The sequence below is a fragment of the Embleya sp. NBC_00896 genome (assembly GCF_045207785.1).
Classification (GTDB): domain Bacteria; phylum Actinomycetota; class Actinomycetes; order Streptomycetales; family Streptomycetaceae; genus Embleya.
The window spans coordinates 2,665,413-2,690,264 of sequence record NZ_CP108777.1 but is presented as its reverse complement, the minus strand read 5'-3'; the positions used below and the strand labels follow the sequence as shown (position 1 = coordinate 2,690,264).

25 protein-coding genes and 1 pseudogene are annotated in these 24,852 nt (G+C 70.2%); 13 read left to right on the top strand and 13 right to left on the bottom strand.

All coding sequences use genetic code 11. From position 1 onward, the window contains the following. Positions 1–125 precede the first annotated feature (125 nt). The 3 genes from OG928_RS45520 to OG928_RS45510 all read right to left on the bottom strand — a co-directional run bounded on the left by OG928_RS45520 (position 126) and on the right by OG928_RS45510 (position 2,170). The gene (locus OG928_RS45520) at positions 126–1,235 is read right to left on the bottom strand and encodes a LacI family DNA-binding transcriptional regulator (protein ID WP_331767897.1); all 1,110 of its coding nucleotides are present in this window, start codon (positions 1,233–1,235) and stop codon (positions 126–128) included. Positions 1,236–1,390: 155 nt separating this feature from the next. Beyond that, entirely contained in the window at positions 1,391–1,612 is a 222-nt protein-coding gene (locus OG928_RS45515) for a hypothetical protein (protein WP_406291938.1), read from the bottom strand. Between the two features lie 105 nt (positions 1,613–1,717). Then, complete coding sequence (locus OG928_RS45510; RefSeq protein ID WP_331767895.1) at positions 1,718–2,170, bottom strand: hypothetical protein; 453 nt, start codon at positions 2,168–2,170, stop codon at positions 1,718–1,720. Positions 2,171–2,342: 172 nt separating this feature from the next. On the opposite strand from OG928_RS45510, the gene OG928_RS45505 reads away from it, so the two are divergent. Continuing rightward, positions 2,343–3,890, top strand: coding sequence for a hypothetical protein (locus OG928_RS45505; protein ID WP_331767894.1), 1,548 nt, complete (start codon positions 2,343–2,345; stop codon positions 3,888–3,890). Beyond that, positions 3,884–5,026, top strand: a complete 1,143-nt coding sequence (locus OG928_RS45500) for a TniB family NTP-binding protein (RefSeq protein WP_331767893.1) — start codon at positions 3,884–3,886, stop codon at positions 5,024–5,026. The genes OG928_RS45505 and OG928_RS45500 overlap by 7 nt, the downstream gene beginning before the upstream one ends. A gap of 159 nt (positions 5,027–5,185) precedes the next feature. Here the strand turns inward: OG928_RS45500 and OG928_RS45495 are convergent, their stop codons facing one another. Further along, positions 5,186–5,416, bottom strand: coding sequence for a hypothetical protein (locus tag OG928_RS45495; protein ID WP_406291935.1), 231 nt, complete (start codon positions 5,414–5,416; stop codon positions 5,186–5,188). Between the two features lie 238 nt (positions 5,417–5,654). Between OG928_RS45495 and OG928_RS45490 the strand changes: the two genes are divergently transcribed. Then, the gene (locus OG928_RS45490) at positions 5,655–6,005 is read left to right on the top strand and encodes an extradiol dioxygenase (protein WP_331767892.1); all 351 of its coding nucleotides are present in this window, start codon (positions 5,655–5,657) and stop codon (positions 6,003–6,005) included. A gap of 484 nt (positions 6,006–6,489) precedes the next feature. On the opposite strand, the gene OG928_RS45485 is transcribed toward OG928_RS45490, so the two are convergent. Then, positions 6,490–6,714 (bottom strand): hypothetical protein, encoded by a 225-nt coding sequence (locus OG928_RS45485; RefSeq protein ID WP_331767891.1) that lies wholly within the window; start codon positions 6,712–6,714, stop codon positions 6,490–6,492. A 326-nt stretch (positions 6,715–7,040) separates the two neighbouring features. Between OG928_RS45485 and OG928_RS45480 the strand changes: the two genes are divergently transcribed. Then, the gene (locus OG928_RS45480) at positions 7,041–7,370 is read left to right on the top strand and encodes an STAS domain-containing protein (RefSeq protein WP_331767890.1); all 330 of its coding nucleotides are present in this window, start codon (positions 7,041–7,043) and stop codon (positions 7,368–7,370) included. Between the two features lie 194 nt (positions 7,371–7,564). Here OG928_RS45480 and OG928_RS45475 read toward each other — a convergent pair whose 3' ends face one another. Continuing rightward, positions 7,565–8,032, bottom strand: a complete 468-nt coding sequence (locus tag OG928_RS45475; RefSeq protein WP_331767889.1) for a hypothetical protein — start codon at positions 8,030–8,032, stop codon at positions 7,565–7,567. A 492-nt stretch (positions 8,033–8,524) separates the two neighbouring features. Here OG928_RS45475 and OG928_RS45470 point away from each other — a divergent pair, with 492 nt between their 5' ends. Continuing rightward, entirely contained in the window at positions 8,525–9,415 is an 891-nt protein-coding gene (locus OG928_RS45470) for an MFS transporter (RefSeq protein ID WP_331767888.1), read from the top strand. Positions 9,416–9,795: 380 nt separating this feature from the next. Here OG928_RS45470 and OG928_RS45465 read toward each other — a convergent pair whose 3' ends face one another. Next, complete coding sequence (locus OG928_RS45465) at positions 9,796–9,990, bottom strand: hypothetical protein (RefSeq protein ID WP_331767887.1); 195 nt, start codon at positions 9,988–9,990, stop codon at positions 9,796–9,798. Positions 9,991–10,133: 143 nt separating this feature from the next. After that, a protein-coding gene (locus tag OG928_RS45460; protein WP_331767886.1) for an IS3 family transposase occupies positions 10,134–11,383 on the bottom strand; the annotation gives its coding sequence in 2 pieces (ribosomal slippage) (positions 10,134–11,110 and positions 11,110–11,383; 1,251 coding nt in all). A gap of 342 nt (positions 11,384–11,725) precedes the next feature. Between OG928_RS45460 and OG928_RS45455 the strand changes: the two genes are divergently transcribed. The 3 genes from OG928_RS45455 (at position 11,726) to OG928_RS45445 (ending at position 13,784) form a co-directional block, all read left to right on the top strand. Next, positions 11,726–12,544: an alpha/beta hydrolase gene (locus OG928_RS45455; RefSeq protein ID WP_331767885.1), complete on the top strand. Its 819-nt coding sequence runs from the start codon at positions 11,726–11,728 to the stop codon at positions 12,542–12,544. A gap of 359 nt (positions 12,545–12,903) precedes the next feature. Beyond that, positions 12,904–13,527 carry a hypothetical protein gene (locus OG928_RS45450; protein ID WP_331767884.1) on the top strand — a complete coding sequence of 208 codons (624 nt, stop codon included), beginning with the start codon at positions 12,904–12,906 and terminating at the stop codon, positions 13,525–13,527. A gap of 122 nt (positions 13,528–13,649) precedes the next feature. Further along, positions 13,650–13,784 carry a hypothetical protein gene (locus tag OG928_RS45445; protein WP_331767883.1) on the top strand — a complete coding sequence of 45 codons (135 nt, stop codon included), beginning with the start codon at positions 13,650–13,652 and terminating at the stop codon, positions 13,782–13,784. Between the two features lie 295 nt (positions 13,785–14,079). Here the strand turns inward: OG928_RS45445 and OG928_RS45440 are convergent, their stop codons facing one another. After that, positions 14,080–14,439, bottom strand: a complete 360-nt coding sequence (locus tag OG928_RS45440) for a hypothetical protein (protein ID WP_331767882.1) — start codon at positions 14,437–14,439, stop codon at positions 14,080–14,082. A gap of 293 nt (positions 14,440–14,732) precedes the next feature. Between OG928_RS45440 and OG928_RS45435 the strand changes: the two genes are divergently transcribed. Together OG928_RS45435 and OG928_RS45430 are read left to right on the top strand one after the other, a co-directional pair. Next, entirely contained in the window at positions 14,733–14,930 is a 198-nt protein-coding gene (locus OG928_RS45435) for a hypothetical protein (protein WP_406291931.1), read from the top strand. Positions 14,931–15,343: 413 nt separating this feature from the next. Next, the gene (locus tag OG928_RS45430) at positions 15,344–15,973 is read left to right on the top strand and encodes a M15 family metallopeptidase (protein WP_331767880.1); all 630 of its coding nucleotides are present in this window, start codon (positions 15,344–15,346) and stop codon (positions 15,971–15,973) included. A 128-nt stretch (positions 15,974–16,101) separates the two neighbouring features. Here OG928_RS45430 and OG928_RS45425 read toward each other — a convergent pair whose 3' ends face one another. After that, positions 16,102–16,191: an ATPase gene (locus tag OG928_RS45425; protein WP_406291929.1), complete on the bottom strand. Its 90-nt coding sequence runs from the start codon at positions 16,189–16,191 to the stop codon at positions 16,102–16,104. An 81-nt stretch (positions 16,192–16,272) separates the two neighbouring features. On the opposite strand from OG928_RS45425, the gene OG928_RS45420 reads away from it, so the two are divergent. Genes OG928_RS45420 through OG928_RS45410 form a run of 3 tightly spaced genes read left to right on the top strand, consistent with a single transcriptional unit; the run spans position 16,273 to position 20,043 of the window. After that, entirely contained in the window at positions 16,273–17,412 is a 1,140-nt protein-coding gene (locus tag OG928_RS45420; protein WP_406291927.1) for a site-specific integrase, read from the top strand. Beyond that, positions 17,409–19,658, top strand: a complete 2,250-nt coding sequence (locus OG928_RS45415) for a tyrosine-type recombinase/integrase (protein WP_331767878.1) — start codon at positions 17,409–17,411, stop codon at positions 19,656–19,658. The genes OG928_RS45420 and OG928_RS45415 overlap by 4 nt, the downstream gene beginning before the upstream one ends. Next, positions 19,648–20,043, top strand: a complete 396-nt coding sequence (locus tag OG928_RS45410) for a DUF6262 family protein (protein WP_331767877.1) — start codon at positions 19,648–19,650, stop codon at positions 20,041–20,043. Before OG928_RS45415 ends, OG928_RS45410 begins: the two co-directional genes overlap by 11 nt. A gap of 797 nt (positions 20,044–20,840) precedes the next feature. On the opposite strand, the pseudogene istB reads toward OG928_RS45410, so the two are convergent. The 3 genes and pseudogenes from istB to OG928_RS45395 form a co-directional block, all read right to left on the bottom strand. Beyond that, positions 20,841–21,565: pseudogene (gene istB / locus OG928_RS45405) on the bottom strand (IS21-like element helper ATPase IstB); the annotation flags it as partial. Further along, the gene (locus OG928_RS45400; RefSeq protein ID WP_331767876.1) at positions 21,562–22,281 is read right to left on the bottom strand and encodes a Mu transposase domain-containing protein; all 720 of its coding nucleotides are present in this window, start codon (positions 22,279–22,281) and stop codon (positions 21,562–21,564) included. The gene OG928_RS45400 and the pseudogene istB, both read right to left, overlap by 4 nt. Before the next feature lie 314 nt (positions 22,282–22,595). After that, positions 22,596–23,831: a methyltransferase domain-containing protein gene (locus tag OG928_RS45395; RefSeq protein ID WP_331767875.1), complete on the bottom strand. Its 1,236-nt coding sequence runs from the start codon at positions 23,829–23,831 to the stop codon at positions 22,596–22,598. Between the last annotated feature and the right edge of the window lie 1,021 nt (positions 23,832–24,852).

Sequence of the window (24,852 nt, the reverse complement as noted above, 5' to 3'; positions counted from 1 at the left end):
CTCGTCTCGTACAAAAGGCCCGGCCACCGCACCTCCCGCGGACCGGTCGCGACACCGGCCCGCTAAGTCGGATCGCCCCACCGGCCGTGCATCCGCAGCCGCCTGCGGCAACGGGCGCGGCGGCCTCATCCACCGCCCACGGTCTCCTCGGCCGCCGCCTGCGCCGTATCGACGTGCTCACCGCCCGCCGGGTCGGGACATCCGCACGACCCACGAGCGATCAGGTGCACCGGAAGCACGTCCCGACTGGGCGCCAGGTCCGGATCTGCCATCCGCGCACTCAACCGCGCCATGGCCACGCGGCCCAGGGCTCCGACCGGCTGCCGCATCGTCGACAGCGCCGGCCACGTGTAGGCGGACGCCGCGATCCCATCGAAGGAAACGATCGCCAAGTCCTCCGGCACCCGAAGCCCCAACTCCGTGGCGGCCCGAAGCACACCCACCGCCTGCTCGTCCGACGTCACGAACAGCGCGTCGAGCCCACGATCGCGCGAGAGCAACGTGAGTCCCGCCAGGTAGCCGTCCCGGCGCCCGAAGGACCCGTGTACGAGCGGCGCCGCATCCGGGCACGACTCCCATCCGGTCCGGCCCCCGGAGCCGGAACCCACCCGCTGACCGGCCTCCTCGAGGGCGTTGCGCCATCCCGCGACCCGATCCACCGTCGGGTGGATTCCCAAGGGCCCCGCGATACACCCGACCCGCCGCCGCCCGTGCCCGATCAGGTGCGCAGTGGCCGCCCGCGCGCCTTCGACGTTGTCCACGAGCACCTGCGACACGGTGGGATCCTCGACCTCCCGGTCGAAGACCAGACAGGGCACGCCCGACCGGGCCAGTTCGCCGCGCCACGTCCGGTTGCCGTGCGTGGGGATGATCACCAGCCCGTCGACCTGGCGATCCAGGAAGGTCCGTACGTACCCCGCCTCGCGCTGATCGTCGTCCACCGCGTTGCCCACCAGCAGGGTGTATCCGGCAGCCCAGGCGTGGTCCTCCAGCGACCGGGCCAACTCCGCGAAGAACGGGTTCGCGCTGTCCGGTACGACCAGGCCGAGCGTCATCGTGTGACTCAGCCGCAGCGACCGCGCCACCGCGTTCGGCCGGTAGTCCAGTTGCTTGACCGCCGCCAGGACCCGGTCGCGAGTGGCCGGGGCGACCGAGCGCGGGCCGTTGTTGAGGACGTAGCTGACCACCGCCGGAGAGGTGCCGGCCAGTCGTGCCACATCCTGTCGCGTAGCCATCTGGGAAACTCCCGAATTGGGTGGGTCCGGCAGCATCCACACGAGTTGGCAACTCGTGTTGATCCGGAAGTGGACGGAATTATGGAAGGCAACCGGAGCAACCGCAAGAGTCCGGCACTGCCAATCGCACGGTCGTACGTACGCAAGGCACCCCGTCACGAGCACATGAGGTCACGTCGTCCGCCCGACCCGGTCGGCCGGCCGGGACCGGGACGACGACCGGTAGGCGCGCGGCCGGCAGCGTGGCGGCGGGCGAGGAGGTCGGGTCGGCGCTCGACTTCGACCTCGCCCGCCCATACCGTCAGCCAGCCCTGGATGGGCCCCAGGTGTGCGGTCTGGGCGGCGAGTTGGAAGGCCTCGTTCTTCTGGCGTTCCATCTCGGGCAGGCGATGCGGCGCGCGCGAGGGCCACGCGCAGGGCGTCGGGGGTTCGGTCCGGGCGGGGCAGCCGTTCACCGCCCGGCAGGGGTGTGGTGGGCTCACTCATGCCGCGTCGTCCTCTCGGTGTGTGCGGGGTACGTGGCCGGTCGCGGTCAACGTGGTGACCAGGTGCCCGTCGACGTATCCACCGATCAACAGTTCGCACAGCACGGACATCGACTTCACGCCCGCCGCGGCGCGCCGCCGGTCGGCGCGCGCCCACACCCGCTGCGACAGCGGGCCGGTACGGCAGCCCGTGCGGGCGGTGCCGTCCCGGGTGGGGCCCAGGGAACGACCCGCGGGCGGGGTCACCGTCACCCGGCCGTCGGCGTATGCGTGGAGGAGGGCCTCGAGCACCGGAGTCAGGCCCAGGGCGTCCTCGGCCGCGCGTTCACGGGCGTGCCGCCACAGGCCCACGTTCATCCACACCAGACGCTCACGCGCACCGTGTTCGGCGTCGTCGGCGTCCCCGCCGCGCACACGCACACCGATGCCGGTGCCGGTGTCGTCCGCCATGGCCTCCCTCCCGTCCCATGTGACAGCTGTCCTCGACCCCGATCCATCCGCAATCCTAGATGTGCCACATCCAGCCCCGAAAACCCCCGGCGCCCCGGACACCCGAGCGGGTGGCGGCGAACCCGCGCCGGCCGGCTGCCGGCATCCTCGCAACCCGGGCCGTCCCGGCCTGATGGCCTCGGTGCTCGAGGCGTTCGCGCGGCCGCGGCCGCCGATCGAGGAGGTCGAAGCGGTCGGCGACCCGATCGAGGTCCTCCCCTGCGCCTTCCACGCCCTGCGGCACGGGCAGTCGACGGCATCCCCGGACGAGCCCTTGCACGAACGCGGCACGGGGCGGGGGTTCGTCCCGACGGTGGCTCCTCGGCCCGGGGAGCAGGTCCGGATCGACACCACTCGTCTCGATGTTCTGGCCTTGTTCGAGGACGGCACGGTGGGGCGGCCCGAACTCACCATCGCGGTCGACGTCGCGACCCGGGCGATCCTGGCGGCGGTGCTGTGTCCCGGTGGAACCAAGGCCGTGGACGCGGCGCTGTTGCTCGCGGAGATGGCCGTCCCGCACCCGGCCCGGCCCAGGTGGCCCGACGTACTGCGCTTCGCCCACACCCGGCTGCTCTCGCGCGATCGGCTGATGACGCTGGACGAACGCCTCGAGGGCGCGGCGGCGCGGCCGGCCGTGGTGCCGGAGACGATCGTCGTGGACCGGGGAAAGGTCTTCCTGTCGGGGGCGTTCACGGGCGCGTGCGAGACGCTCGGGATCAGTGTGCAGCCCGCCCCGCCGTTCGCGCCGACGGCCAAGGGCATCGTGGAGCACGCCTTCGGGTCGATCAACTCCCTGTTCTGCCAACACCTTCCGGGATACACCGGCTCCGACGTCACCCGCCGCGGCCCCGACGCCGAGCATGAGGCGTGCTTCAGCGTCGCCCAACTCCAGGACCTGCTCGACGAATGGCTCGTGCACTGGCGCCACCGCCCCCACGAGGGGCTGCGCCACCCGGTGATGCCGAAGGTCGCGCTGACACCGAACCGGATGTGGGCCGCGCTCGTCGCGGTCACCGGATACGTACCGGTACCGCTGAGCCGCGGCGACTACCTCGGACTGCTGCCGGTGCGATGGCAGGCCGCCGGCGAACGCGGGATCCGCATCGACCACCGCCCGTACGACCACGAGGTGCTGGGCCCGTACCGGGGTCAGTCCTGCGGCATCGTCGCCCGAGACGGGAAGTGGGAGGTCCACCACAACCCCCACGACGCCCGCCAGATCTGGATCCGCCTGCCCGACGGGGAACTCACCGAGGTCCCGTGGATCCACCGCGACCACGCCCACCACCCGTTCAACGACCGCACCTGGCAGTACGTCATAGCCGTCACCGCTCTGCGTTCGGATCGTGACCGGTACGAAGCCGACCTTGCCGACGCCCTCGACCAGCTCATGCGCCGCGCCCAAAGCGGGCATGTCACCCGTGTCGAACACGCCCTTCCGGCCCGCAGCACACCCGCCCGGACTCCTCCACCGGCACGCTCCGCGCACGAGGGGCGGGAACAGGACCTCGGTGACATGCTCCTTGGGCCAGGCGAGGACAGCCTCGACGAACTCGACGACGGTTGCGACGAGTCGCCGCTGCCGGGGTCGGACTCCGGCGAAGACGATCCCGACTCCCTCGCCCCGCCGTATAGGGGGCTCGGGCTCTACGACGCACACGAGGAGGCCCTGAAATGGTGAGCCCCGATGCGAACTCGGGCGACCACACGTGGGGTGTCGGTGCGGACACGACGGAACAGTCCCGGCCGGTGACCACCTGGCAGGGTTGGCAGGACTTCGCGACCGCACCGCCCCCGACACCGCCCGAGCCCGGCACACCACCACGCAACCGGGAGGAACGTCCGGCCTATCACTCCGCGTTCGTGACCGTCCGTACCCCGGCCATCGACGCCCTCGCCACCAGCGTGCGCACGCTGATGATCCTCGGCCGCCACCAACGGACCACCGCCCGGCCGTCCCTGATCGTCACCGGGCCGGCGGCGGCCGGGAAGACCACCGCCCTGCTCCACGTCGGGCGCGCCTGCCACCTCGCCCACATCCGCAACCGTCCTCCACCGCCCGGAACCGCACATGCCCGGGTACCGGTGGCGTACGTCCTCGTACCGCCCGGCGCGACCCCGAAAGCGCTCGCCACCGAGTTCGCCCGCTACCTCGGCGTCCCCGTCACCACCCGGATGACACAGGCCCAGATCACCGAAGCCGTCTGCCACACCTACGACCGGGTCGGCGTCCGTCTGGTCCTCATCGACGAGAACCCGCCGCCTCAACCCCCGCACCACCACCGGCGCCGAAACCGCCGACCTGCTGAAAGACCTCACCGAACGCATCGCGGCGACGTTCGTGTACGCGGGCATCGACGTGGCCGCCACACCGTTGTTCGGTGGTGTGCGCGGGGCGCAACTCGCCGGACGGGCCTCGCTGATCGAGTGCGGGGCGTTCCCGGCACGACTCGGGAAACGCGAACCCTTCACAGAGCTGATCGCCGGAGTGGAAGCCGCCCTCGACTTGGAACGCACACCGCGCCGGGACACTCCCCCGCCTCGCGTCCTACCCCCACCAACGCACCGCCGGCCGGATCGGCAGCCTCACCCGCCTCACCCGCCAAGCCGCGATCACCACCATCGTGGACGGCACCGAACGCATCACCAAAACCAGCCTCGACGCGGTTCGGACGCGGGCAATCCGGGAGTCCACGCGAACTCTTCTCTCTGTCCTCCCGCGAACTACCTGATCGCCCCTCGGCTCCGTCCACGGCTCGAAGTTGGCCCACCGGCTCGCAGAAGTCGTGTTCGCGACAGCGGCAGAAGCACTGGTAGAGGAGGGAGCGCCGCGACGGAGCGACACTGACACGCCCAGAGCGGTGCAGTGAGAATCTGCCGTCAGGAATGAGTGTCCCGTCGCACTGCATCCGGCAGATGGCGGGCTGCGACCTGGTGAGATGCCATGTCGTTTGAGAACTCCAAGGGACGGCATTCTCAATCACATGGCTTTCGCGGAAGCGCCTGGGCGGCGGGCAAGGACGGCTCAGTGTCCTGATCATCGGCAAGGCTGCCCACGGCCTTTCGGAGACGGTGACGTGCGGCGTCCAGACGGTCGATGTAGTCGGCGGCGAAGATTCCGGGAAGTGGCTTTGGCCAACGTCCCGCAAGCTTGTGGATCGGGGCCCAGGCGGACGGATCGTTGACCAGGCGGCTGAGATCCGTCATCTGTACTCGCTCCAGCCAGTCCGAGAGGACCAGCGCCTCGTCAGGGGTGAGCTTGATCGTGATCTCAGTGCTCTCTACGGCCCGAAAACCCCACGAACGAGGCAAACGCCGCCGCCGCCCCTTGTCATGCAGCTCAGCTTCGTCGTGTCATCGAATGCAACCGAAGGTCTTCTTGGATCTGAGCATGCCAGGATGCCGGGGAAACGACCGCCGGCACGTCGACGGGCAGGAGCCAGCCATGATCAGCGGTGCACATGTCATCCTCTACAGCCAGGACGCCGAGGCGGACCGCATCTTCATCCGTGACGTCCTCGACTTTCCCGGCGTCGACGCGGGCGGCGGCTGGCTCATCTTCAAGCTGCCCCCGGCCGAGGTGGCCGTGCACCCGACCGACGGCCCGCCCCAGCACGAGTTCTTCCTGATGTGCGACGACCTTGATTCCCAACTCGGCGAGTTCCACGCGCAGGGCGTCGAGATCACCCGCCCGATCAGCGAACAGCGCTGGGGCAAACTGACTGCGATCCGGCTCCCGAGCGGCGCCGAACTCCCGCTGTACGAACCGCTGCACCCCATCGCCCACAGCCTGTGACCCCACAGCACTCAACTCGGCGTGACGCATCTCAGGGTGGCCGCGGAGCGTCGGTGGCGACGCCACAACAGGGAGGCCGTCCGCATGGGAATCGCGTTCGTAGCGGTTCGTAATGGTTCGGCCCATCACGCGACGCTCGGACACCATGACCCACCGCCTCGCAACCGACCCAAGACCCGTCTCCCGGCAAGACCGCCTGGTCAAGACACAGGTCACCGCACCACAGCAGGTGGTAGAGCGTCGGCAGGACGGACAGGGGGTCCCCCGCTGCCGCGGCGCCGTCCATCAGCAGCCTCGGGGCGTCGAAGGCGTCCATGAGCCGTTTCGCCGCGTCGCCGATCCGGTTGCGCGGATGCCAATAGCCGGACAGCCGGCGGACGTTCGCCATCTCCACCGCAGGACTGTGTCGGAGTGCACGGTCGGCCGGAGCCGTCGCAGCACCTGGCCCGGCAGCGGGTGCGGCAGCGCGGCGAGCCAGACCCGGTCAGCCGCGGCGAAACCGCGGCCCCTGGTCCCCGAACTGCCGTTCCAAGACGGTGAGCCGGCGGCGCAACGCCGGAATCTCGGCGTCCTTGTCGCGGTCGCTCATCAGGAGCAGCCGCAACGCGGCGAACGCGTTCGTGACCGTGAGGCAGCCGAGTCGAAGAGGTAGGCGAGTCGAAGCAGCACGAATGATCAGGCTGCCGCGGCGGCGATCGCGCCCGGCCAAGGGGTCTACGACACCGCTCGCGTGCAGCCGCTGAAGGCACTCTCACCCGCACGAATGGAATTTCGGCACCCACACCCCTGAGCCGGGTAGTCGCCTTACGGTCGACCGAGCCGCATGGCGTGTGTGCGCCGTGGAAGAAGCTCCAGCCCCTGATGCCCCGGCCCACGTGCCCAGCGAGAACGGCCGGTCGAATCCAGCTCGTTGCTTGGGGCCGCTGTTGACAGGGGCGGTTCCACCGGAGGATGAATGGAGGGCAGGCGCCGCGATACGCGCGGCCTCCCCGGGCCCGGACACCTCCACCGACCGCCGAGTGAGGAAGAACTCCGATGCCCTCGTCTTCCGATTTCACCGTCTCCACCGTCTTGGCCGGCCCCTGGGCCGTGGTCACACCCGCAGGAGAGATCGACGTCGACTCCGCGCCCGATCTCGAACGTGCCCTCGACGACTGCCTGGACCACCACCCGAGCGAGGTCCACGTCGACCTGTACGCGGTCCGCTTCTGCGACTGCCGGGGCCTCGGTACCCTCCTGCGCGCACAGCGCCGCGCACACACCCTCGGCGCGGCCCTGGTCCTGCACGACCCGGCCCCCGTCGTGGCCCGCCTCTTGGCCGTCAGCGGAACCGACGGGGTACTCGGCCCGCCCGTCGCGGCATGACGCGACGGGCAGGCGCGAGGGCCTGCCGCGTGGCCGTCTCGCCACCTCGCTGTTCAACCTCGCCAACCGATTGGCGGAGGCGAGCCGGAAACGGGATTCCACCACCGCCCCGCCTCACGGAACTCGGACCGGCGCTCTTGATGGTTGCCGGACCCCGGCTCAACGGAATCCACACCAGGAAGCGTCCAACGGGTCTACTCCACGCGAAAGCCCCCATGCTCCTTCGCCCGGCGCAGGAAGTCGATCAGTTCGTCCCATCGCGGCGTGGCGGCACGGGCTTCCGCCCCCGCGGACGACGGCCGGGTCGCGAGGGTGGTCAGGGCGGCGCGGATCTCCTTCGGGGTCACGAGCCAGTTGTCGTTGCCGTGGCCGATCTTGTACTCGGCGATGCCGGTCGGCTCCTCGGCCGCCCAATCCAGCGCCGCGTCGTACGCGGCGCGGAACGCCAGGGCCGCGGTCGTCATCCGGTCCCGGGGAACCGCGCACGCCTGGTGCCACGTGACGCCGAAATCCTCCAGGTCCGGGAACGGCGCCTCCAGACCGTGGGTGAGCATGCCCATCCCGTCCATGGCCCGCTTCACCGGACCCATACTCGACATGTTGAAGCCGATCTCGGGCACACCCTCGCTCTGCTCCCCCACGATCACGAAGTCCCAACTCACCGAAGCCTCCCCGACTCCCACCGAACCGTCGACACACGGCACAACGCCGGTCTCGACCCGTTTCACCGACACCCGAGGCCCGGACGGGATCATCCCCGGCTCGTGTCCCGGTGGGCCGGTCGGTCGATCTTCCCACCGGCACGGCCGGCCCCCGCGAGGGCCCAAGCCCCAGCGCACCCGCGACTGGTCGCACGGACGGTCGAGGAGCAGGACGGTGTTCTCGTCGGCCGATATCGCGGCGATGAGCTTCGTGGTCCGGGTCGGGCGCGCCACCCGCTCGCACGTTGCGGGGACCACGCGAAAAGGCACTGCCACAACCCGGACGCCGGCCCGACACCCGAGCCCGCGTTCGCCCATTCGACCATTGGGCCGTCCGATCAGCGCTGCCGGAGAGCGCAGGTCCGCTGCCTGGTCGGGTGCGTGACGGTGAAGCGGTGTTCGCGAGCACGCGGGCGGTGTCCCCGATGGCGGGGAGCAGCCGGGTGCGGGGCGGTGCTCGCCGGTTCGGCCGGTACCCGAACCGCCGCCGTCCGGGGCCGCGACCGGGGGACGGTCGACGGAGCGGCGCACCCCGCCACCGCCACGGCGAGCGGGCAGACCACCGCGCCGGGCGCGCTGATCGGCGCGCGGGCCCTGCAGGGCGTGGGCGGCGCAATCCTGTTCCCCGCGACGCTGTCGCTCGTCAACACGCTGTTCGCGGAAGGGCGTTCGCGGACCCGGGCGCTGACCGTGTGGGCGGTGTCGGGAGCAGGCGGGCTGAGCCTGGGGGCGCTGCTCGGCGGCGTACTGACCAGTGTGTTCGGCTGGCAGGCGGTGTTCCACGTCAATGTGCCGCTGGTCGTCGTCGCCGGGCCGGCCGCGTGCGCGCTGCTGCCCACCGACGCGGCGTGGCGCGGCGAGCGTGAAGAGCGCGAGGGAGGTAAGGGACGTAAGGATTGTGAGGGGTGCGCGGGACAGGACGGACGCAAGGAGCACGACGGGCGCGACAGCGCGGGTGCGGCGCAGCCCGGCTTCGACTTCCCGGGGGCGCTGACCGGCACGGTCGGGCTCACGCTGCTGGTGTTCGCGATTGCGCAGGGACCGGAGTGGGGGTGGACGGATCCCCGGGTACTGGGCGCGGCGGGAGTGGAGTCGCGGACGCCTGATCCGCTGCTGCCGCTGCGCCTGTTCACGCACTGCGGTCTGACGGCCGCGAGCGGGGTGATCCTGGTGTTCGGACTGACCCTGCAGGCGGTGCCGTTCTTCCTGACGTTGTGGTTTCCAGGGGGAGATGGGCTTTCGGCGCTGCGCACGGCGGTCGCGTTCCTGGGTCCGAAGTCGTCGATCACGGTGGGCCATCTCGCGGGTGAGCGCCTCGCGGGGCGGCTGGGCGTGCGTCGGTGATGGTCGGGTTCGCGGTCGCCGCGTTGGGAGCCGCGGTGTTGGCGACGGGGATGACGGACGACTCGTCGTACGCCGGGCTGCCGGCCGGGATCGTCGCCTTCGGGCTGGGCACCGGCATCGTGTTCACCACGATGTGGGTCGCCGCGGCGTCGGGCGTCGCCCACGCCGAGCAGGGGGCGGCCTCCGGACTGGGCGTCCATCGCACTCCAGTTCGGCTCCGGGCGGGCCTGGCGGTGCTGGTCTCGGTGGGCGGGATCCGGACCGGCGTGGCGGTGGTCGCGGTGGGTGCCCTCATCGGTCTCCCGGCCGCGCCGGCGTTCCCGAAGGCCGTGCGGCCTCCTGTCGATCCGGCCGGGGCCGAGGCCTGCCGATCCGATCGGTCAGCCGTCTTCGTCCTCGTCCTCGGTGCGGTCACCCTCGGCCTGCGACGTCTCGTAGGCGTGGGCGGTCTGCTCCGATGTGGCGTCTTCGTCGGACGGGCGCATGTCGCTTCCCCGCACCACCACGCGCGGGGGCGAGTGCATTCCGTGGTGGTCGTCGTGAAGGTGCTCGCCGCGCACCTTGCTGTCAGGCATGGGAACCTCCTGCGGCCCACCGCACCCGGCGGCGCCGGGTGCGGTGCCGCTGCATCTCCAGTGTCCCTCTTCCACGGGTCGCCCGCCCCGTGCGCGGTGCGTCGCCGGCTGCGACGCCCTGCGGATGAACCGCTCCGGGTTTGTTAGAGACTCGCGGTTGTGGTGATGACCTGCTGATTTGGTTGTTCCTGGTAGTGCTTGGCTTCGTGTTCGGCGGGTGGGACGTGGCCGATCTCACCGTGGAGTCGGGTGTGGTTGTACCAGTCGATCCACTCCGCGGTGGCGAGTTCGGCGGCGGCCAGGGTGCGCCACGGGCCTCGGGGTTTGATCGATTCGGTCTTGTAGAGGCCGATGGTGGATTCCATCAGGGCGTTGTCGAGGGCGTCCCCGACGGTGCCGATGGATCCGGCGGTGCCTTCGCGTGCGAGGTGTGCGGAGAGCCGGAACGAGGTGTACTGCGAACCGGCATCGCTGTGATGGATCAACTCCCCGTGTCGCACCGGGCGTTGCGCGCGGTCGCGTTGCCACAGGCCCATCTCGAACGCGGAGAGTACGAGGTCGGTGCGCTTGTTGGTGGCGGCCGACCAACCGACGACGCGGCGCGAGAAGGTGTCCACGACGAAGGCGACGTAGACGGTCCCGGCCCATGCGGCGACATGGGTGAAGTCCGCCACCCACACGCGGTTCGGAGCGCGGGCGACGAAGTCGCGCCGGAGCAGGTCGGGAGCGCGCGTGGCGGCCGGGTCCGGCTCGGTGGTGCGGACCTTCCGGCCGCGTACGGCCCCGGAGAGCCCGGCGGCGTTCATCAGCCGGGCCACCGTGCAGCGGGCGACGTCGGTGTGGCCGCGGCGCCCGAGCTCGGCCCAGACCTTGCGGACGCCGTAGACACGGTAATTGGCCTCCCATATCTCTTCGATCAGGGCGGTCAGTTCCGCGTCGCGGACCGAGCGCGCGGAGGGCGCGCGCTTCTTGAAGGCGTAGTAGGTGGACGGGTGGATGCCGCAGTCGTGCGTGGTGAGCACGGTGCAGATCGGCTCGACTCCGCCGAAGCGGTCCCGGTGCTCGTCGATGAAGGCTACGAGCGTGTGTGTGGCCGGTCGAGCTCGGCCGCGAAGAAAGACGCCGCGGCCTTCAGGATCTCGTTCGCCCGCTTCAGTTCCGCGTTCTCTCGTTTCAACGCCTTGAGTTGCGCGGACTCCTCCGTCGTGGTTCCGGGCCTGCCGCCGGCGTCGACCTCGGCCTGACGCACCCAGTTGCGGAGCGACTCGGGCCCGACGTCGAGCTTGGCGGCGATCGAGCGGATCGCCGCGTGCTCGGACTTGTACTGGTCACGGGTCTCCAGCACCAGGCGCACGGCCCGCTCTTTGAGATCCCTTGGATAGTGCTTCGGCATGATTCGTCCGATTCTCTCAAGAATGAGAGTCTCGATCAAACCCGGAGCGGTTCATTTGCCCAGGTCACAGCCATCCAGGTCACCCCGAAGGACAGTCTTACAACAGCCCCGCCGGCCGGCGACTCAACCGCCGTCCCCACCCACGGCCGCCGGCAACACGCCACCCCGCCACACCACCCGCAACGGGCGCGGCCGAGCGCGGGGTGCAGGAACGCCCGGCGTATCACTCGCGGTTCGCTGCCGTGACACCCCAGGCCTCGCCGCCGTGTACGGTGCGCGAGTCCGTTGATCGTTTAACAGGGGGACGATATGTCTGGGGTTGCCACAGCGTACGATGTGTCAGTGGGGTCGGTGCACTCCGCGGACGGCACGGTCATCAGCTACCGAAGTGTCGGATCGGGTCCGGGGTTGCTGATCGTCCCCGGAACCCTGGCGATGGCCGCCGACTTCGACGGCTTGGCGGCCGCGCTCGCCGGCCGGTTCAGCGTGCACACGATCGAGCGGCGCGGACGCGGGGCCAGTGGCCCGCAGGGGGACGAGTACAGCGCGGAGGTCGAGACCGCCGACATCGAGGCGGTGCGCGCGGCGACCGGAGCCCGCTTCGCCTTCGGACACAGCTTCGGCGCGTTTTTGACCCTGGAGGCCGCACTCGGGGGATCCGCGTTCGAGCGGATGGCGTTGTACGAGCCGGGGGTCTCCATCGACGGCTCGGTACCGATGGACTGGGCGCCGGAATGCCGGCGTCAGCTCGAAGCCGGCGAACCCGCCGAGGCGTTCCTGACGTTCATCCGGGGCATCAACCCGGAGACCAGCGGCAAGGCCCCGCGCCCGCTGCTGCGGCTGATCATCCCACTCGCGATCAAGAAGCCCGAACGGCTCCAAAAGTACGCCCTGTTGGCCGGGTCGATTCGTGAGCACGCCGAAGCGGCACGCAGGGACAACGACTTCCCGAAGTACGCCCGACTCGACGCCCCGGTACTGCTCATGGCGGGCAAGGGGGTCAAGAACACCGGCGCGGGCCGTTCCGCCGTCCGCCTCAAGGACGTCCTGGTCGGCTCCGAACTGGTCCTCTATCCCAAGCTCGATCACTTCGGCCCGGAAAAGGATCCCGCGACCATCGCCGCAGCCGTCTCGGCCTTCTGCCTGGATCGCTCCGCCTGAGTTTCGTCCCGCCCCCGGCAAGGGACGATCTTGCCGGGGGCGGTCCAGGCGCGGCGATGAGGACGACGGTGTCCGATAGCGGGTTCCGAAATCGGATAGGCCTCGGCCGGGGTCGGTGGGAGACTGGGCGAAGTCGATCATGGACGGTCGGCCGGCTTGTCTCCCACGACCCGAAGGATTCGGCGTTGCCTCCTGCACGAATTCGTACCAAGGCTGCGGCCCTCGCGATACCGCTCCTGTTCTGTGTCACCGCGTGCGATTCGGGTTCGGGGAGCACGGCCGAGGGGGCGCCCCCGCGAGGCGATGCGCCCGCGGCTCCGCCGGCCGCCGACATCGGTTCTCCCCGGACGTCACCGCCGGTGTCGAGGCCGGCCGCTCCGCTGACCCGCGCGCAGTTGCAGGCGGCGCTGGTCGAGCGTGCCGACATGCCGTCGGGCTGGACCGTGCAGGAACAACCGGACCTGCTGACGGACTCCTCCGCGTCGCCCGGCGACTCGGCGCAGCGGAACACCAAACCGGCGGCGTGCGGCGGCATCGCCGAACTGCTGAAGCCGGCCGGAAGTTCGATACCCGCGAAGGCCGCCGTCGGAATCGTGGCCTCCGCGGCGCCACCGGGCGGAAACCGCGTCGCGTCGATCCTGGGCATCACCGTGACCTCGTTCGCGCCGGGCGACGCCGAGCGGCTGCTGTCGAGGGCGATGGCACTGGTCCCCGGCTGCGCACGCTTCGAGGCACACGACGAGAGAAGAACGTTCCGCGCCGAAGTGGCCGAGGTCGACGCGCCGAAACTCGGTGACCAGGCCGTCGCGATCACGCAGACCACCAGGTACGGCGAACAGGAGTTCGTGCACTCCGTCGTGGTCGTCCGGTCCGGCACCACGCTGATCCAGGCCACCTACGTCAACCTGAACGACGCGACGCCCGTGATGCCCGACACGGCGCTGCTGACCAAACAGGTCGAACGAATCCGTACCGCCCGGTAGCCACGCCTTGCGACGTCCCGCATCGGCGCCGCCATCGAACGCCGAGTTCCGGCGTCGCCGAGTTGCGGGGGCACGGCCTCGAGGTGCTCGGCCCGTGCCCGAGGAGGGCCGCCGGGTCCGGCATGTCCATCTCCGGCGTCCGCACCACCTACGACCACGCCGACGTCGCCGACATGCAGCACGTCCTCGGCCGCAAGCCCCGCGAATGGCGCGCCACCACCCCCGACGACCCCCCGGACGACGGAGGCACCCCGTGACCGCCCCCGGCCGGGCAACCGCCGCCCGACTGCACCTGCCCGAACCCGTGGGCGGACCTGGTCACCGTCGTCGAGGGCCAGCGCCTGCGCGCCCGGCCCGCCACTCGCGCTCCGGGCACGGATCGACTGAGATTCCCGACAACCCCGACGCCTCAAGCTGATCTGGTCACGCGGCTCAAGAACCACGCCCGCAGATCCGACCATGCACGCCTGGACAGCCACAACGGCTGTTTCATAGGGTTCGCCCAAGGCCCCGGAGGTGTGCCGCCGGGGCCACCGGCGCGTCCGGTGAGGGTCAGGTTCGTCCGGCGAGCATCATGCGGCCGGGGAGCCAGGTTCGCGGAATGCAGACCTCGCCGAAGTCGGGGTCCTCGACTTCCTTGATCCCGGACTCGGCGCACACCACGTGCGTCTCCGGGTCCGTCGCGGGCCGGGACGCCGTCTCGGTGGTGGGCGCACCGCTCGCGGGAGCGGTGGGCGGGGTGTCCGCGGGGATACGGGCGGCCCAGCGTTGTGCGTCGCGGGGTTCGCCTTCGACGCGGTGGTGCAGGACCAGGAACCGCATCGCCTCGCCTTCGTCGGCGCCGGCCGCGAACCTCCACCAGAACGCGGCCGGTTCCGAGCGGCCGGTCAGGTAGAGCAGACACGAGAACACGATCGCCCCGGCGGGGTTGCGCTCGTTGACGAACCCGGTGAGCAGCCGGCCGGTGCCTGGTGGGTCTGCACGAACGCGAGGAAGTCGTTGGGGAGCAGGTCGGTGAGGCGATCGGGTCGTGGACGGCCTGGTCGGGAAGTTCGGTCATCGTCCCCCGCCTTTCCCGCGCGCGGAGCGCGCCGCGTGGTGGCAGTGGCCGTAAGTGCAGCCGGATGCGACCACGGCGATGGCGCGTCGACTCAGGGCGCCGACGGGCGCCGCAAGGCAGTTCCTGGGGACTCACCGCCCGGCCCGTGATCATGTATCCCGAAACGGTCGTCCTCGCCCGCGCCCTCGCTCGTACGCGCCTTCCGGCGACATCCCGCCCCGACCGGCACCCGGCCGCGGGCGCGTTCCTCGAACACACCGCCCACACACTCGGACTCGCACGCCTCACCCCCGGACCCGACGACCTCTTGTGGGCCTGGATCCGCCACCACACCCGACCCTGAAAAGCCCGCCCCGAGCCGATCCCCCGGACCACCCGAGAAGAACCGCCAAACGCTGCCGCCTATGGCATTCCCAGCCGAACTGCACAAAATCTGTCTGTAGCAAGGTGTTTGGGGACCAGTGGAGCAAAGTGATTTGGCTCCACTGAGACCGTGCGTCGGGTGGTTCGAGGCATTGCCGATGTCGACTTCGGCAACGTGATTTGGCTCCACCACGTTCGGGTGGTTTTGGCGGCTCCAGGGGTCGGTGGAACATAACTTGGAGCCCTCGGGTTCAGGCGAACCTGCACCCCCGACAGGTTGACGGGGTCGCCTGGACCCGGCCCGTTTTCGAAAGGCCCTGCCACGACGTGGGCGGATCGGCTCCGCCGCCGAAAGAGGCGGGGGTGTCGGCGCGGCGCCTAGGCTCGCTACTCATGATCCTGCTGAGTGATCCCCGCGTCGTCGCCCTCCCGATTCGGGACTGCGGCGAACCCCTGGTGGAAATCGCCTCCGTGACGGCGATACGGCTGGACCCCCGTGAACGAGACGAGGCCGGAGCATACGGTCGGGTCCGGGCCGGCGTGCTCGAACGTCTGCGCGTCGCCGCGGACGAGCTGCCGGACGGCTACGGCCTTCTCGTCCTGGAGGGACACCGCGAAAGCGCCGAGCAAGCACGACGATTCGCCCACCACGAGGACCGGATACGCAGGTCTGGTGTCACCGATCCCGCCGAACTCCGCCGCCGCACGAGCGCGTTCGTCTCCCCGGTCGAGGTGGCACCCCACTGCGCCGGCGCCGCCGTGGACCTCACACTCGCCGACACGGACGGCGTGGAAATGGACATGGGCGGGGCCGTGAACGCCCACCGCTCCGGCGACGAGAATTCCTGCCCGATGGATGCCCCGGTGCCCGCCCTTGCACGCCGACATCGGGAAATCCTGGCATCGGCCATGACCGCGGCCAGCTTCGTCAACTACCCCACCGAATGGTGGCACTGGTCCTACGGCGACCGCTACTGGGCACTGCACACCAACACCGACCATGCCCTTTACGGACCTGCCTGATCGATATTGGGCGGCGGATCTGCAACCGAGGACGACGCTTCCGGGACCCGGATCCACACTCGCGTCCCGATTTCAAGGGACGCCGCCGGTGCCCGTCAGGGCACCGGCGGCGAGGGATCGCGTGAACGTCAGCCGCGACGCTTCTCCTGGGTCTTCCGGAGCCGGAACGAGTCGCTGCCCGTCTCGATGATGTGGGCGTTGAACGTCACCCGGTCCACGACCGCCGAGCTTATCTAACCGTCCTGCTGAAGTGTCTTCGATGTCCGTGACGACTCCGTGCGGCGGCCGTTAGGCTAATCGTGGACGCCTTATCTTCCTGTGTGCGCGACGTGGCGGTGTTCCGGGTTCAGCGGCTGGTGATGCCGTCGGGTACGGAGTCGATGACCGTTCTCGCGGGCGGGGTGGTCGTGGGGCCGGCGGACCGGTTCCTGGCGCATCTGACCGCGATCGAGCGCTCGCCGAACACCGTCCGCGCGTACGCGCACGACCTGCGGGACTACTTCGAGTTCCTGGATCGCCGCGGGTTGAGGTGGGATGGGGTCGTGTTGGAGGACCTGGGCCGGTTCGTCGCTTGGCTTCGGCTGCCGGCCGGGGCCCGTGACGGGCAGGTGGCAGCGCTGCCATGGGTCGAGGCGGACCTCGCTGCGGCGACGGTGAACCGGAAGTTATCGGCTCTGGCGTCGTTCTACGAGTTTCATCACCGGCACGGCGTCGGGCTCGGCGAGTTGCTGACGCGGTGGCGCCCGGGACGACGGGGCGGATCCTGGCAGCCGTTCCTGGCGCACTTGGGGGCGAGGCCCGAGAAGCACCGCGCGATCTCGTTGCGGGCCGAACGCCGGCCGCCGCGCGAGCTGAGCCAGGCGGAGATGACGAACCTGATCGAGGCATGCAACCGTCTGCGGGACAAGTTCCTGCTGAGTCTGCTGAAGGGCACCGGGCTGCGGATCGGCGAGGCCCTGGGTCTGCGGCACGACGACGTCGGGGTCCGGCGGCGGCTTGTTGCGGTGCGGCCGCGAGTGAACGTGAACCGGGCACGGGCCAAGACGTGGTCGCGGGAAGTCCCCGTGGATGCGGGCCTGTTCCGTCTCTACAGCGACTACCTGCACGAGGAGTACGGCACACTGGACTGCGACTACGTGTTCGTCAACCTCTGGGGTTCGCCGGTGGGGGCGCCGATGAGCTACTCCAGCGTCGACCGGCTGGTGCGCCGGCTGCGGGACCGCACCGGCATCGCCTTCACACCCCACCTTTTCCGCCACAGCTACGCGACCGCGCTCCTGCGGCGCGGGGTCGCCGCCGAGATCGTGCAGCACCTGCTCGGGCACGCAAGCATCAGCACGACCGTCGACACCTACTCCCATCTGGGCATCGAGGACGCCCGCCGCGCCCTCGCCGCGGCGGGATTCCTCGACGATGCAGCGCCGGAGCCGTCCGTATGAGGCAACTGCAGCCGACCACGTCCCCCGATCCCGGCCTCGGCACCGGCCCGGCCGCCCGGCTGCGACCGCAGTTCGCGCAGCCGGTGATCCTGGCCGACCCCGACGACCCGGTCATCGGCGGCCCCACGTGTCTGATCCCGGTCTGCGACCGCCTCGCGGTGATCTTCGGCAAGTGCTCGGCCCACCACCGACGGTGGATCGACGACGGCCGCCCCGACGACCTGTCGGCTTGGGCCGGGCGGGCGCCGGCGAACCGGCGCTGGCTGCATCAGCCCGCGAAGTGCGCGATCGTCACCTGCCGACGCAGCCGCCGTGAGCACGGGCTCTGTCACTCGCACGCCAGCCGGTGGCACCAGCAGGGCCGAGAGGACCTACCGCAGTGGATCGGCAGCGGCGGCGGCCCGCCGCTGCCGGCCGGCACCGACTGCCGCTTCCCCGACTGCGGGCTCGAAGCGGAGGGCGAGGCAGGTCTGTGCGTCCACCACCGCAACCGGTGGGTCCGCGCCGACCGGCCGCCGATCGACTCGTGGCTGCTGGGCTGCGCGACCTTCGGCCGCGACCGGTTCGACCTGCGGGCGCTGCCGGAACCGATGCGCTGGGAGATCGCCTACGCGATCCAGTGCCGGGTCGACGAACGCCGCACCATCACCCGGCCCCACTCCATCCGGCGACTGCTGCGGGCCCTGCCCGCGGCCGGCGTCGCCTCGCTGTTGGATCGCACCGCCGAAGCGTGGACGGCCCATCTCGGCTTCTCCAGCGACCGCGGCCACATCGAACGCCGCTTCCTCCTGGACGCCATCGGCTACCTACAAGACCTTGAGGAAGGCGTCGGCTGGGACGCGGAGTTCCCCCGCGACGTCTGGCTGCTGCGGCGCCTAGGCTTCCCCGGCCGCGATGCCCGGTTCCGGTTCACCGTCATCGAGCCGCTCTGGCTGCGGCATCTGACCAAACGCTGGGCGCGCTGGCGGTTGTCCACCGGCATCGCGGTCGCCACCGTCGGCGCGGACATTCGCGCGATCACGTCGTTCGCCCAGTCGTTCCCCACCCTGCGCAACGGACCCGAGGCATTGACCCGCCAGGTCGTCGAGGTCCACTTGGCGCACCTGGTCGAGCGGTTCCCCAACCCGAAGAGCAGGACCGGCCAACTCACCAGCCTGGCAGGGCTCCTTCGCACCGCACGTCAGCACGGCTGGGAGCCGCGCCTTCCGCCGCAGGTCGACCTGTTCCCAGAGGACTACCCCCGCTTGACCAGGGGAGCCCCACGAGCGCTGCCGGAGACGGTGATGGCCCAACTGGAGCGCCCCGACAACCTCGCGCGGTTCACCGACCCCCGCGGCCGACTGCTCGCCCGGATTCTGATGAACACCGGGCTTCGCGTCGGGGACGGCAGCAAGCTGCCGCTGGACTGCATCGTCCGCGACGGCCAGGGGGCTCCCTACCTCCGCTACACCAACCACAAGATGCGCCGCGAAGCGTTCGTGCCCATCGACACCGACCTCGCCCAGGCCATCGCCGTCCAACAGCAGGCGGTGTTCGGCGAGTTCGACGATCCGCGCTTCCTGCTGCCGCGTCCGAACCGCAACCCCGAGGGCAAGGTCGCCTTCAGCACTGCCACCTTCCGCGGACAGCTGCGCGAGTGGCTGCGGACCTGCGACATCCGCGACGAGCACCGTCGCGCGGTCCACGTCACCCCGCACCAGTGGCGCCACACTTTCGGCACCCGGCTGATCAACAACGATGTCTCCCAGGAGACGGTCCGGCGCTTGCTCGACCACGATTCGCACGCCATGACGTCGCACTATGCCCGTCTCTCGGACACGACCATCCGCGAGCAGTGGGAACGGGCCAGGAAGGTCAACATCGCGGGGGAGGAACTGGCCACCGACCGCGGCCCGCTCGCCGATGCGGTCTGGATGAAGAACAATCTCGCCAGGGCGAAGATGGCGCTTCCCAACGGCTACTGCACGCTGCCGCTGCAGCAGAAGTGCGAGTTCGCCAACGCCTGTTTGACCTGCCCGGTCTTCGTCACCACCGCCGAGTTCCTGCCCCAGCACCGACGCCAACTCGAACAGACCCAGGCCCTGATCGCCCATGCGGACGCGGGCGGCCACCAACGGCTGGCCGAGATGAACCGCACGGTCGAGAGGAACCTGATCGCCATCATTGACGGCCTGGACGGCCCGGGCTGCTGCGGCGGCGCGTCCTCCTGCTCGTGCTCACGGAAACGGGGCACGGATGCCGGTTGACCGCGGCCGCCACCTCGCCGAACAGGCACAGCGGCGCCACCAGCAGACCCTGGATCGCACCCACCAAACGCTCACCGAGATGGCCGACACAGGCGAACCGGTGACCATGGCACGGGTCGCCCGACGAGCGGGTGTCTCCCGGTCCTGGCTCTACAGCCAACCCGAGATCCGCGACCGGATCCAGCAACTACGAGGCGGGCGGGCGAGCGCGGATGCCGTCCGGGACACCGTCACCCGGGCCAGCGACGACTCGCTACGACAGCGACTCACGCTCGCGCACGAGCGAATCAGCCGGCTACGCGAGGAAAACCGACAACTCCGAGACGCCCTCGCACACGCCCACGGCCAGCTCCGCGCTGCCCGGCTCCACGCCGAGGGGCAATAGTCAAAGACAACTGTCCACCACACGAAGACGCTGGTCACACACCGAAATCGGCAGGTGAAGTCGAGCTAACCGCGCTCCTTCTCGACCGACTCCTCCACCACTGCGACGTGATCTCCATCAACGGGCCCGGCTACCGCCTCACCGCCATTGAACGAGACACAGACGCAGCCTGGCAACGAGGCGGCATCTCTCGGCAGTTGCCCCGGACGAGCTAGCGGCCGTCGGGACCGGGCTGCCGAGCAGCGGTGGCGGCACGCCAACGTGCAGTGCGAACTTGTGACGTGCCTCTGAGGGCGTCCATCTCCTTCGGCCCCGCCACTCGGCATGACCCCGTGTCCTGGTCCACGAGGATGGGCCAGTTCCCCCCGATCCTTCTCGGGCGGCCCTGCTCGTTTTTCGCCGTGGGACTCCAAGTGAAGCCATAGACGCCCGTGACAGCCGGCGTCGCCCACAGGCGGAGCTCGAAGGCCCACTCGTCCCAGCGGTCGGTCAGGGTCCTGCCGAACTCTTCCGCGAGTCTCCGAGCTTCATTCTCCTCCACAAGGCCCCCTTCGTCGCTCTCCAACACTTGAGGGAAGAGATGTTACGGGACTGAAGCGGGCCACCGCGCGGGAGCTACCGCGGTGCGCATAGCTCGGTACTTGGGCGTGCACACAGAGAAGTACGCCCACACCCCCTCGCACACGCCCACGGCCAGCTCCGCGCTGCCCGGCTCCACACCGAGGGGCAATTGTCGAAGACAACTGTCCACGACACGAAGATGCTGGTCACAGACCGAAATCAGCAGGTGAAGTCGAGATAACCGCGCAGAGGCGTGGGTCGGTGAAGGTCTGCTTCCACTCGGAGAACGGCGCGTTGGAGGCGATCGCGATCGCGCGCTGTTCCTCCCGCTCGGTGAAAACCTGGAACAACAGCTTGGCGCCGGCCTTGTCCAGGTCGAGATATCCGAACTCGTCCAGGCAGAGGAGATCCACCCGTCCGTAGCGGGTGATGGTGCGGGCGAGTTTCTTGTCGTCGGCGGCCTCGGCGAGCTCGTTCACCAGGTTCGCCGTGGTCGTGTAACGGACCTTGAGGCCGGTCTCGGCGATCGCGGTGCCGATCCCGATCAGCAGGTGGGACTTGCCCGTTCCCGAGTCCCCGATCAGGCAGAGCGGGTTGCCCGCCTTCACCCAGGCCGGCTCGGCCAGGGTGTTGATCATCTCGGGCGTGACGTTGGGGTTCGCTGCGAAGTCGAAGTCCTCAAGCCGTTTGGGCCGGGGGAAGTTCGCCTCCCGGACCAGACGGAGCTTGCGTCGTTCCTCGCGCTGTGCGCATTCGGCTTCCACCAGGTCCGCAGGAAGTCTTTGTAACTGGACCGATCCCGCAGCGCGGCCTCGGCGATGTCCTCGTAACGAGCGCGGATCGTGGGCAGGTGCAGGTTTCGGTATCCCTCGTCGATCACGGTGTCGAGGGCTCCCAGGGCGGCGTGATCCGAACGTGGTCGTGGGACGCGTTGCAGGCCGGTGGCGGAGGCGATGGTCATGCGGTGCCTTTCGGTCGACGAGAGAGGAGTTGGTCGTAGATCGCGACCGAGGGCATCGGTCGCTCGTTGCCGGGAAGCTCCCGCCGCCGGTCGGGCAGGGAGAGGATCCGCGCCGCCGGTTCGGTCCAGGGCAACGAGTCGTCGTCCGTCCACGACTCGGGCCCGGAGGCGTCCGACTCCGCCCTACGGGCCTCGATCGCGACGACGTCCGGGCTGATTGCCCCCGCCTTCAACGCCGCCGCGACCCCGGCCAGGACCGCGTCGGCCGGCATCCGCCGGTGCAACAGAAGGACCTCGATCAGGGCGCGGGTGCCCGCCGCGGCCCCGTGGATTCGCCGGGCCTCCGCCCAGAACGCCTCGTGGACGGCCGTGAACGAGCCTTCCTCGCGAGCCGCGGCCAACGCGGTCGAGCCGGCCATCGCGCCCGGCTTGACGAGAGGGATCTCCGGGTAGTGGTCCAACTCGTCGCGGAAGTCCCAGCGTCGGGTCAGCCGCTGATGGCGGGCGACGACGGCCTGCCGTTCGAAGACCAGCAGTTCGTTGCCGCGCAGGAGCACGCGCACCCGCTCGCCGATGAAGCGGGCCGGGACCGAGTAGTGGCACTGACGGACGGTGATCCGACTGTCCCGCGAGACCTTGGGCGTGAGGGTCAGCCCGCACTCGAAGTCCTCGAGTGGGCCTGTCGCCCTCCCCCGCCACGGGTGGGGCCAGATCACTTTGCTCCACCGTCGGGGCCCAAACACCTTGCCGAACTGGGGCCCGGAGAACCTGCTGTAGACACAGCAGGCCGACCTCGCCGTTGGGCATGTCGACCATCATTCCGAAGGAGCGGTGGCGAACCACGATCGCCTCCACCACCGCGCCCCGCGAGTACCCGTTCGCCATCGGTTTCCCAGCCCTCGTCGGAATCCTTCGCTGTACGATCCGCGAACGCCGCGACGGGTCCGGGACGTTCCCGGAAGGGAATTCCCAACCGCGATGCGCAGAGACGGTTGGGACCGACGCTGTCGGACTCGCAACCGGCGCAGGTTCAAGGACGCGCGTCGGAGTGCGTGGTGGGGAGGGGGTTCGAGGGGTCGTCCAGCCACGCGGTCTGTGCGTCCGCCGTGGCGGTGAGGCCGAAGCGGGTGCGTTCGGGGCGGCCGTGGGCGTTCCACCAGGCGAGAGCGGCTTCGACCTGGGTGAGGATCGGTCGGGGGCCGTGTGCCGCGGTCTCGAAGACGGTCGCGCCCGGGGTACGGTCCACGCAGGCCCAGGATTGGGTTCGCGCGTCGACCAGCCATAGGGTGAACTCGCCGTCGTCGCGGGTCGCGTCAGGGGGACGGCCGATCGAGCGGCGCACCCCGGGGACGAACAGGCCGGTGCAGAACGCGGCGTCGCGGTCGTCGACGAGCAGCTTGGGGTCGAGGGTGGTGGTGCTCGGGGTGCCGGGGTCCTGGTCGTGGACGGTGTCCATGACGCCGCCGCGTACGCCTTGGCCGCGTTCCCACATGAACGCCGCGTCCCCCACCACCGGGCCCGACGCGCGCGGGGCGCCGCCCGCGTCCGTGTCGACGTCCAGGGCCAGGAGGACGCCGTTGTACAGGGCGCTGCCCCACGGGGTGACGATCCGGCCCCCGGAGCGGGACTGGGCGACCCACGCCGGCGGGATGGTGTGGACGGAGAACGTGGACAACACCCGGTCGTACGGAGCATGTTCGGCGCAGCCGCGGGTCCCGTCGCCGATCAGCAGGTGGGGGTGGTGTCCTGCGCGGTGCAGTGCGGTGCGGGCGTCGGCGGCCACGGTCGGGTCGAGTTCGATCGAGGTGACGGCGTCGTCGCCGAGCCGGCCGGCGAGCAGGGCTGCGGTGATGCCCACGCCGGTGCCGATCTCCAGGACGCGGTGTCCCTCGCGCACGTGGAGGTGGTCGAGCATGGAGGCGACCATGCGCGGCATGCTCGCGCTGCTGGTCGGGCGCAGCGAGAACTCCGGCGCTCCGGTGCCGTCGTCGACCTGGGTGATCAGGGCGGTGTCGGTGTGGGCGAGGGCGTGCCAGCGTGCGGGGTCGTCGGCGCGGTCCAGGCGGTGGTAGCCGTCGGGGGCCGGGACCCAGACGCGGTCGGGCACGAACGCGGCGCGGTCCACCCGGTCCCAGGCGTCGACCCAGTCCGGGGCGAGCCAACCGGCGGCGGCGAGCTCGGCCGCCAATGCGGCGGCCTGGGACACGGTCGCGGGGGCGGTCGGGGCCGCGGTGCCCGAGGTGTCGATGCCGGGGGGTGTGCTCATTTCTCGGGCGGGGCGGGCGGGTTCGGGTCCGGGGGGATCGGTCGTCCGGGTTGCTGACCGTCGCCCTCGATCGGATCGTCCTTGCCCCGATGACGTCCGGCCATGGACGTCTCCCCTCGTGTCGACCCGATGGACACCACCCACCGTAGCCGCACGCACACACGGAGGGAAAGCACACGGCCCGGATATCCGGCTCGCCCCCACACCGATGTCGTCGATCCTCGGAAGAGGTTCGGCTCGGCGTTCCAAAACCCGTCAGTGGGCCCACCGGCTCGGGGATCGATCGGGCTACAGCGGTGTCAGGTTCGTGGGCGGCTTCGGCAGGTCCTCGGGATCGCCGTGTCCGGAGATGACGTGCGCGGGGATGCGGGCGGCGACGAGTTCGTCGACGAGCACATCACCGAGGAGGCCCCGACAAGCAGCCTGGACGGCCCCTCCGGCCCCCGATGCCCGATCTCCGCCACCAAGGCCCCGCAACGGGCACGACAACCCCGGGCGGCCCCGATCGAAAGCCCGAAAGTTGTAAGGAAAAATCCGGGCAGGAATCGGGACACCCGCAGAGCAACCACCTCCACTCGGCACAGCACCCCAACCCACACGACGGACCAGGCACGGCCAACTCCCGGGCACGCATGGGAGGTTGCAGGACGCTGCCCTGCAGGACGTCGCCTCCACGACACCGGGAAACCATCCAAACGACACGAACGGCGCCCTTGCACGGCCGCGACCAGGCACACCCGTCACACGACCCACGACATCCTCACACGGCCACCACGACACCCAACCACAACTCCACAGCCCTACGGCCCCCACTCCCCCACGCCGCCAACGAACCGACACCGACCTCCAGGCGCAGCGAACAGGCCCTCCACCGTCGTCGCGAGCCCCGCCTCGGACCAACAGGACGCCCCAACAGGAAGCGCCGGACGCCCCCTGCGGACCTCACGCTCCGATTCCGCCACGGCCCGCGGCCGAGCCCCGAACAACGCCGCAGGCCGGACCGGGCCACGACCCGAGCCAC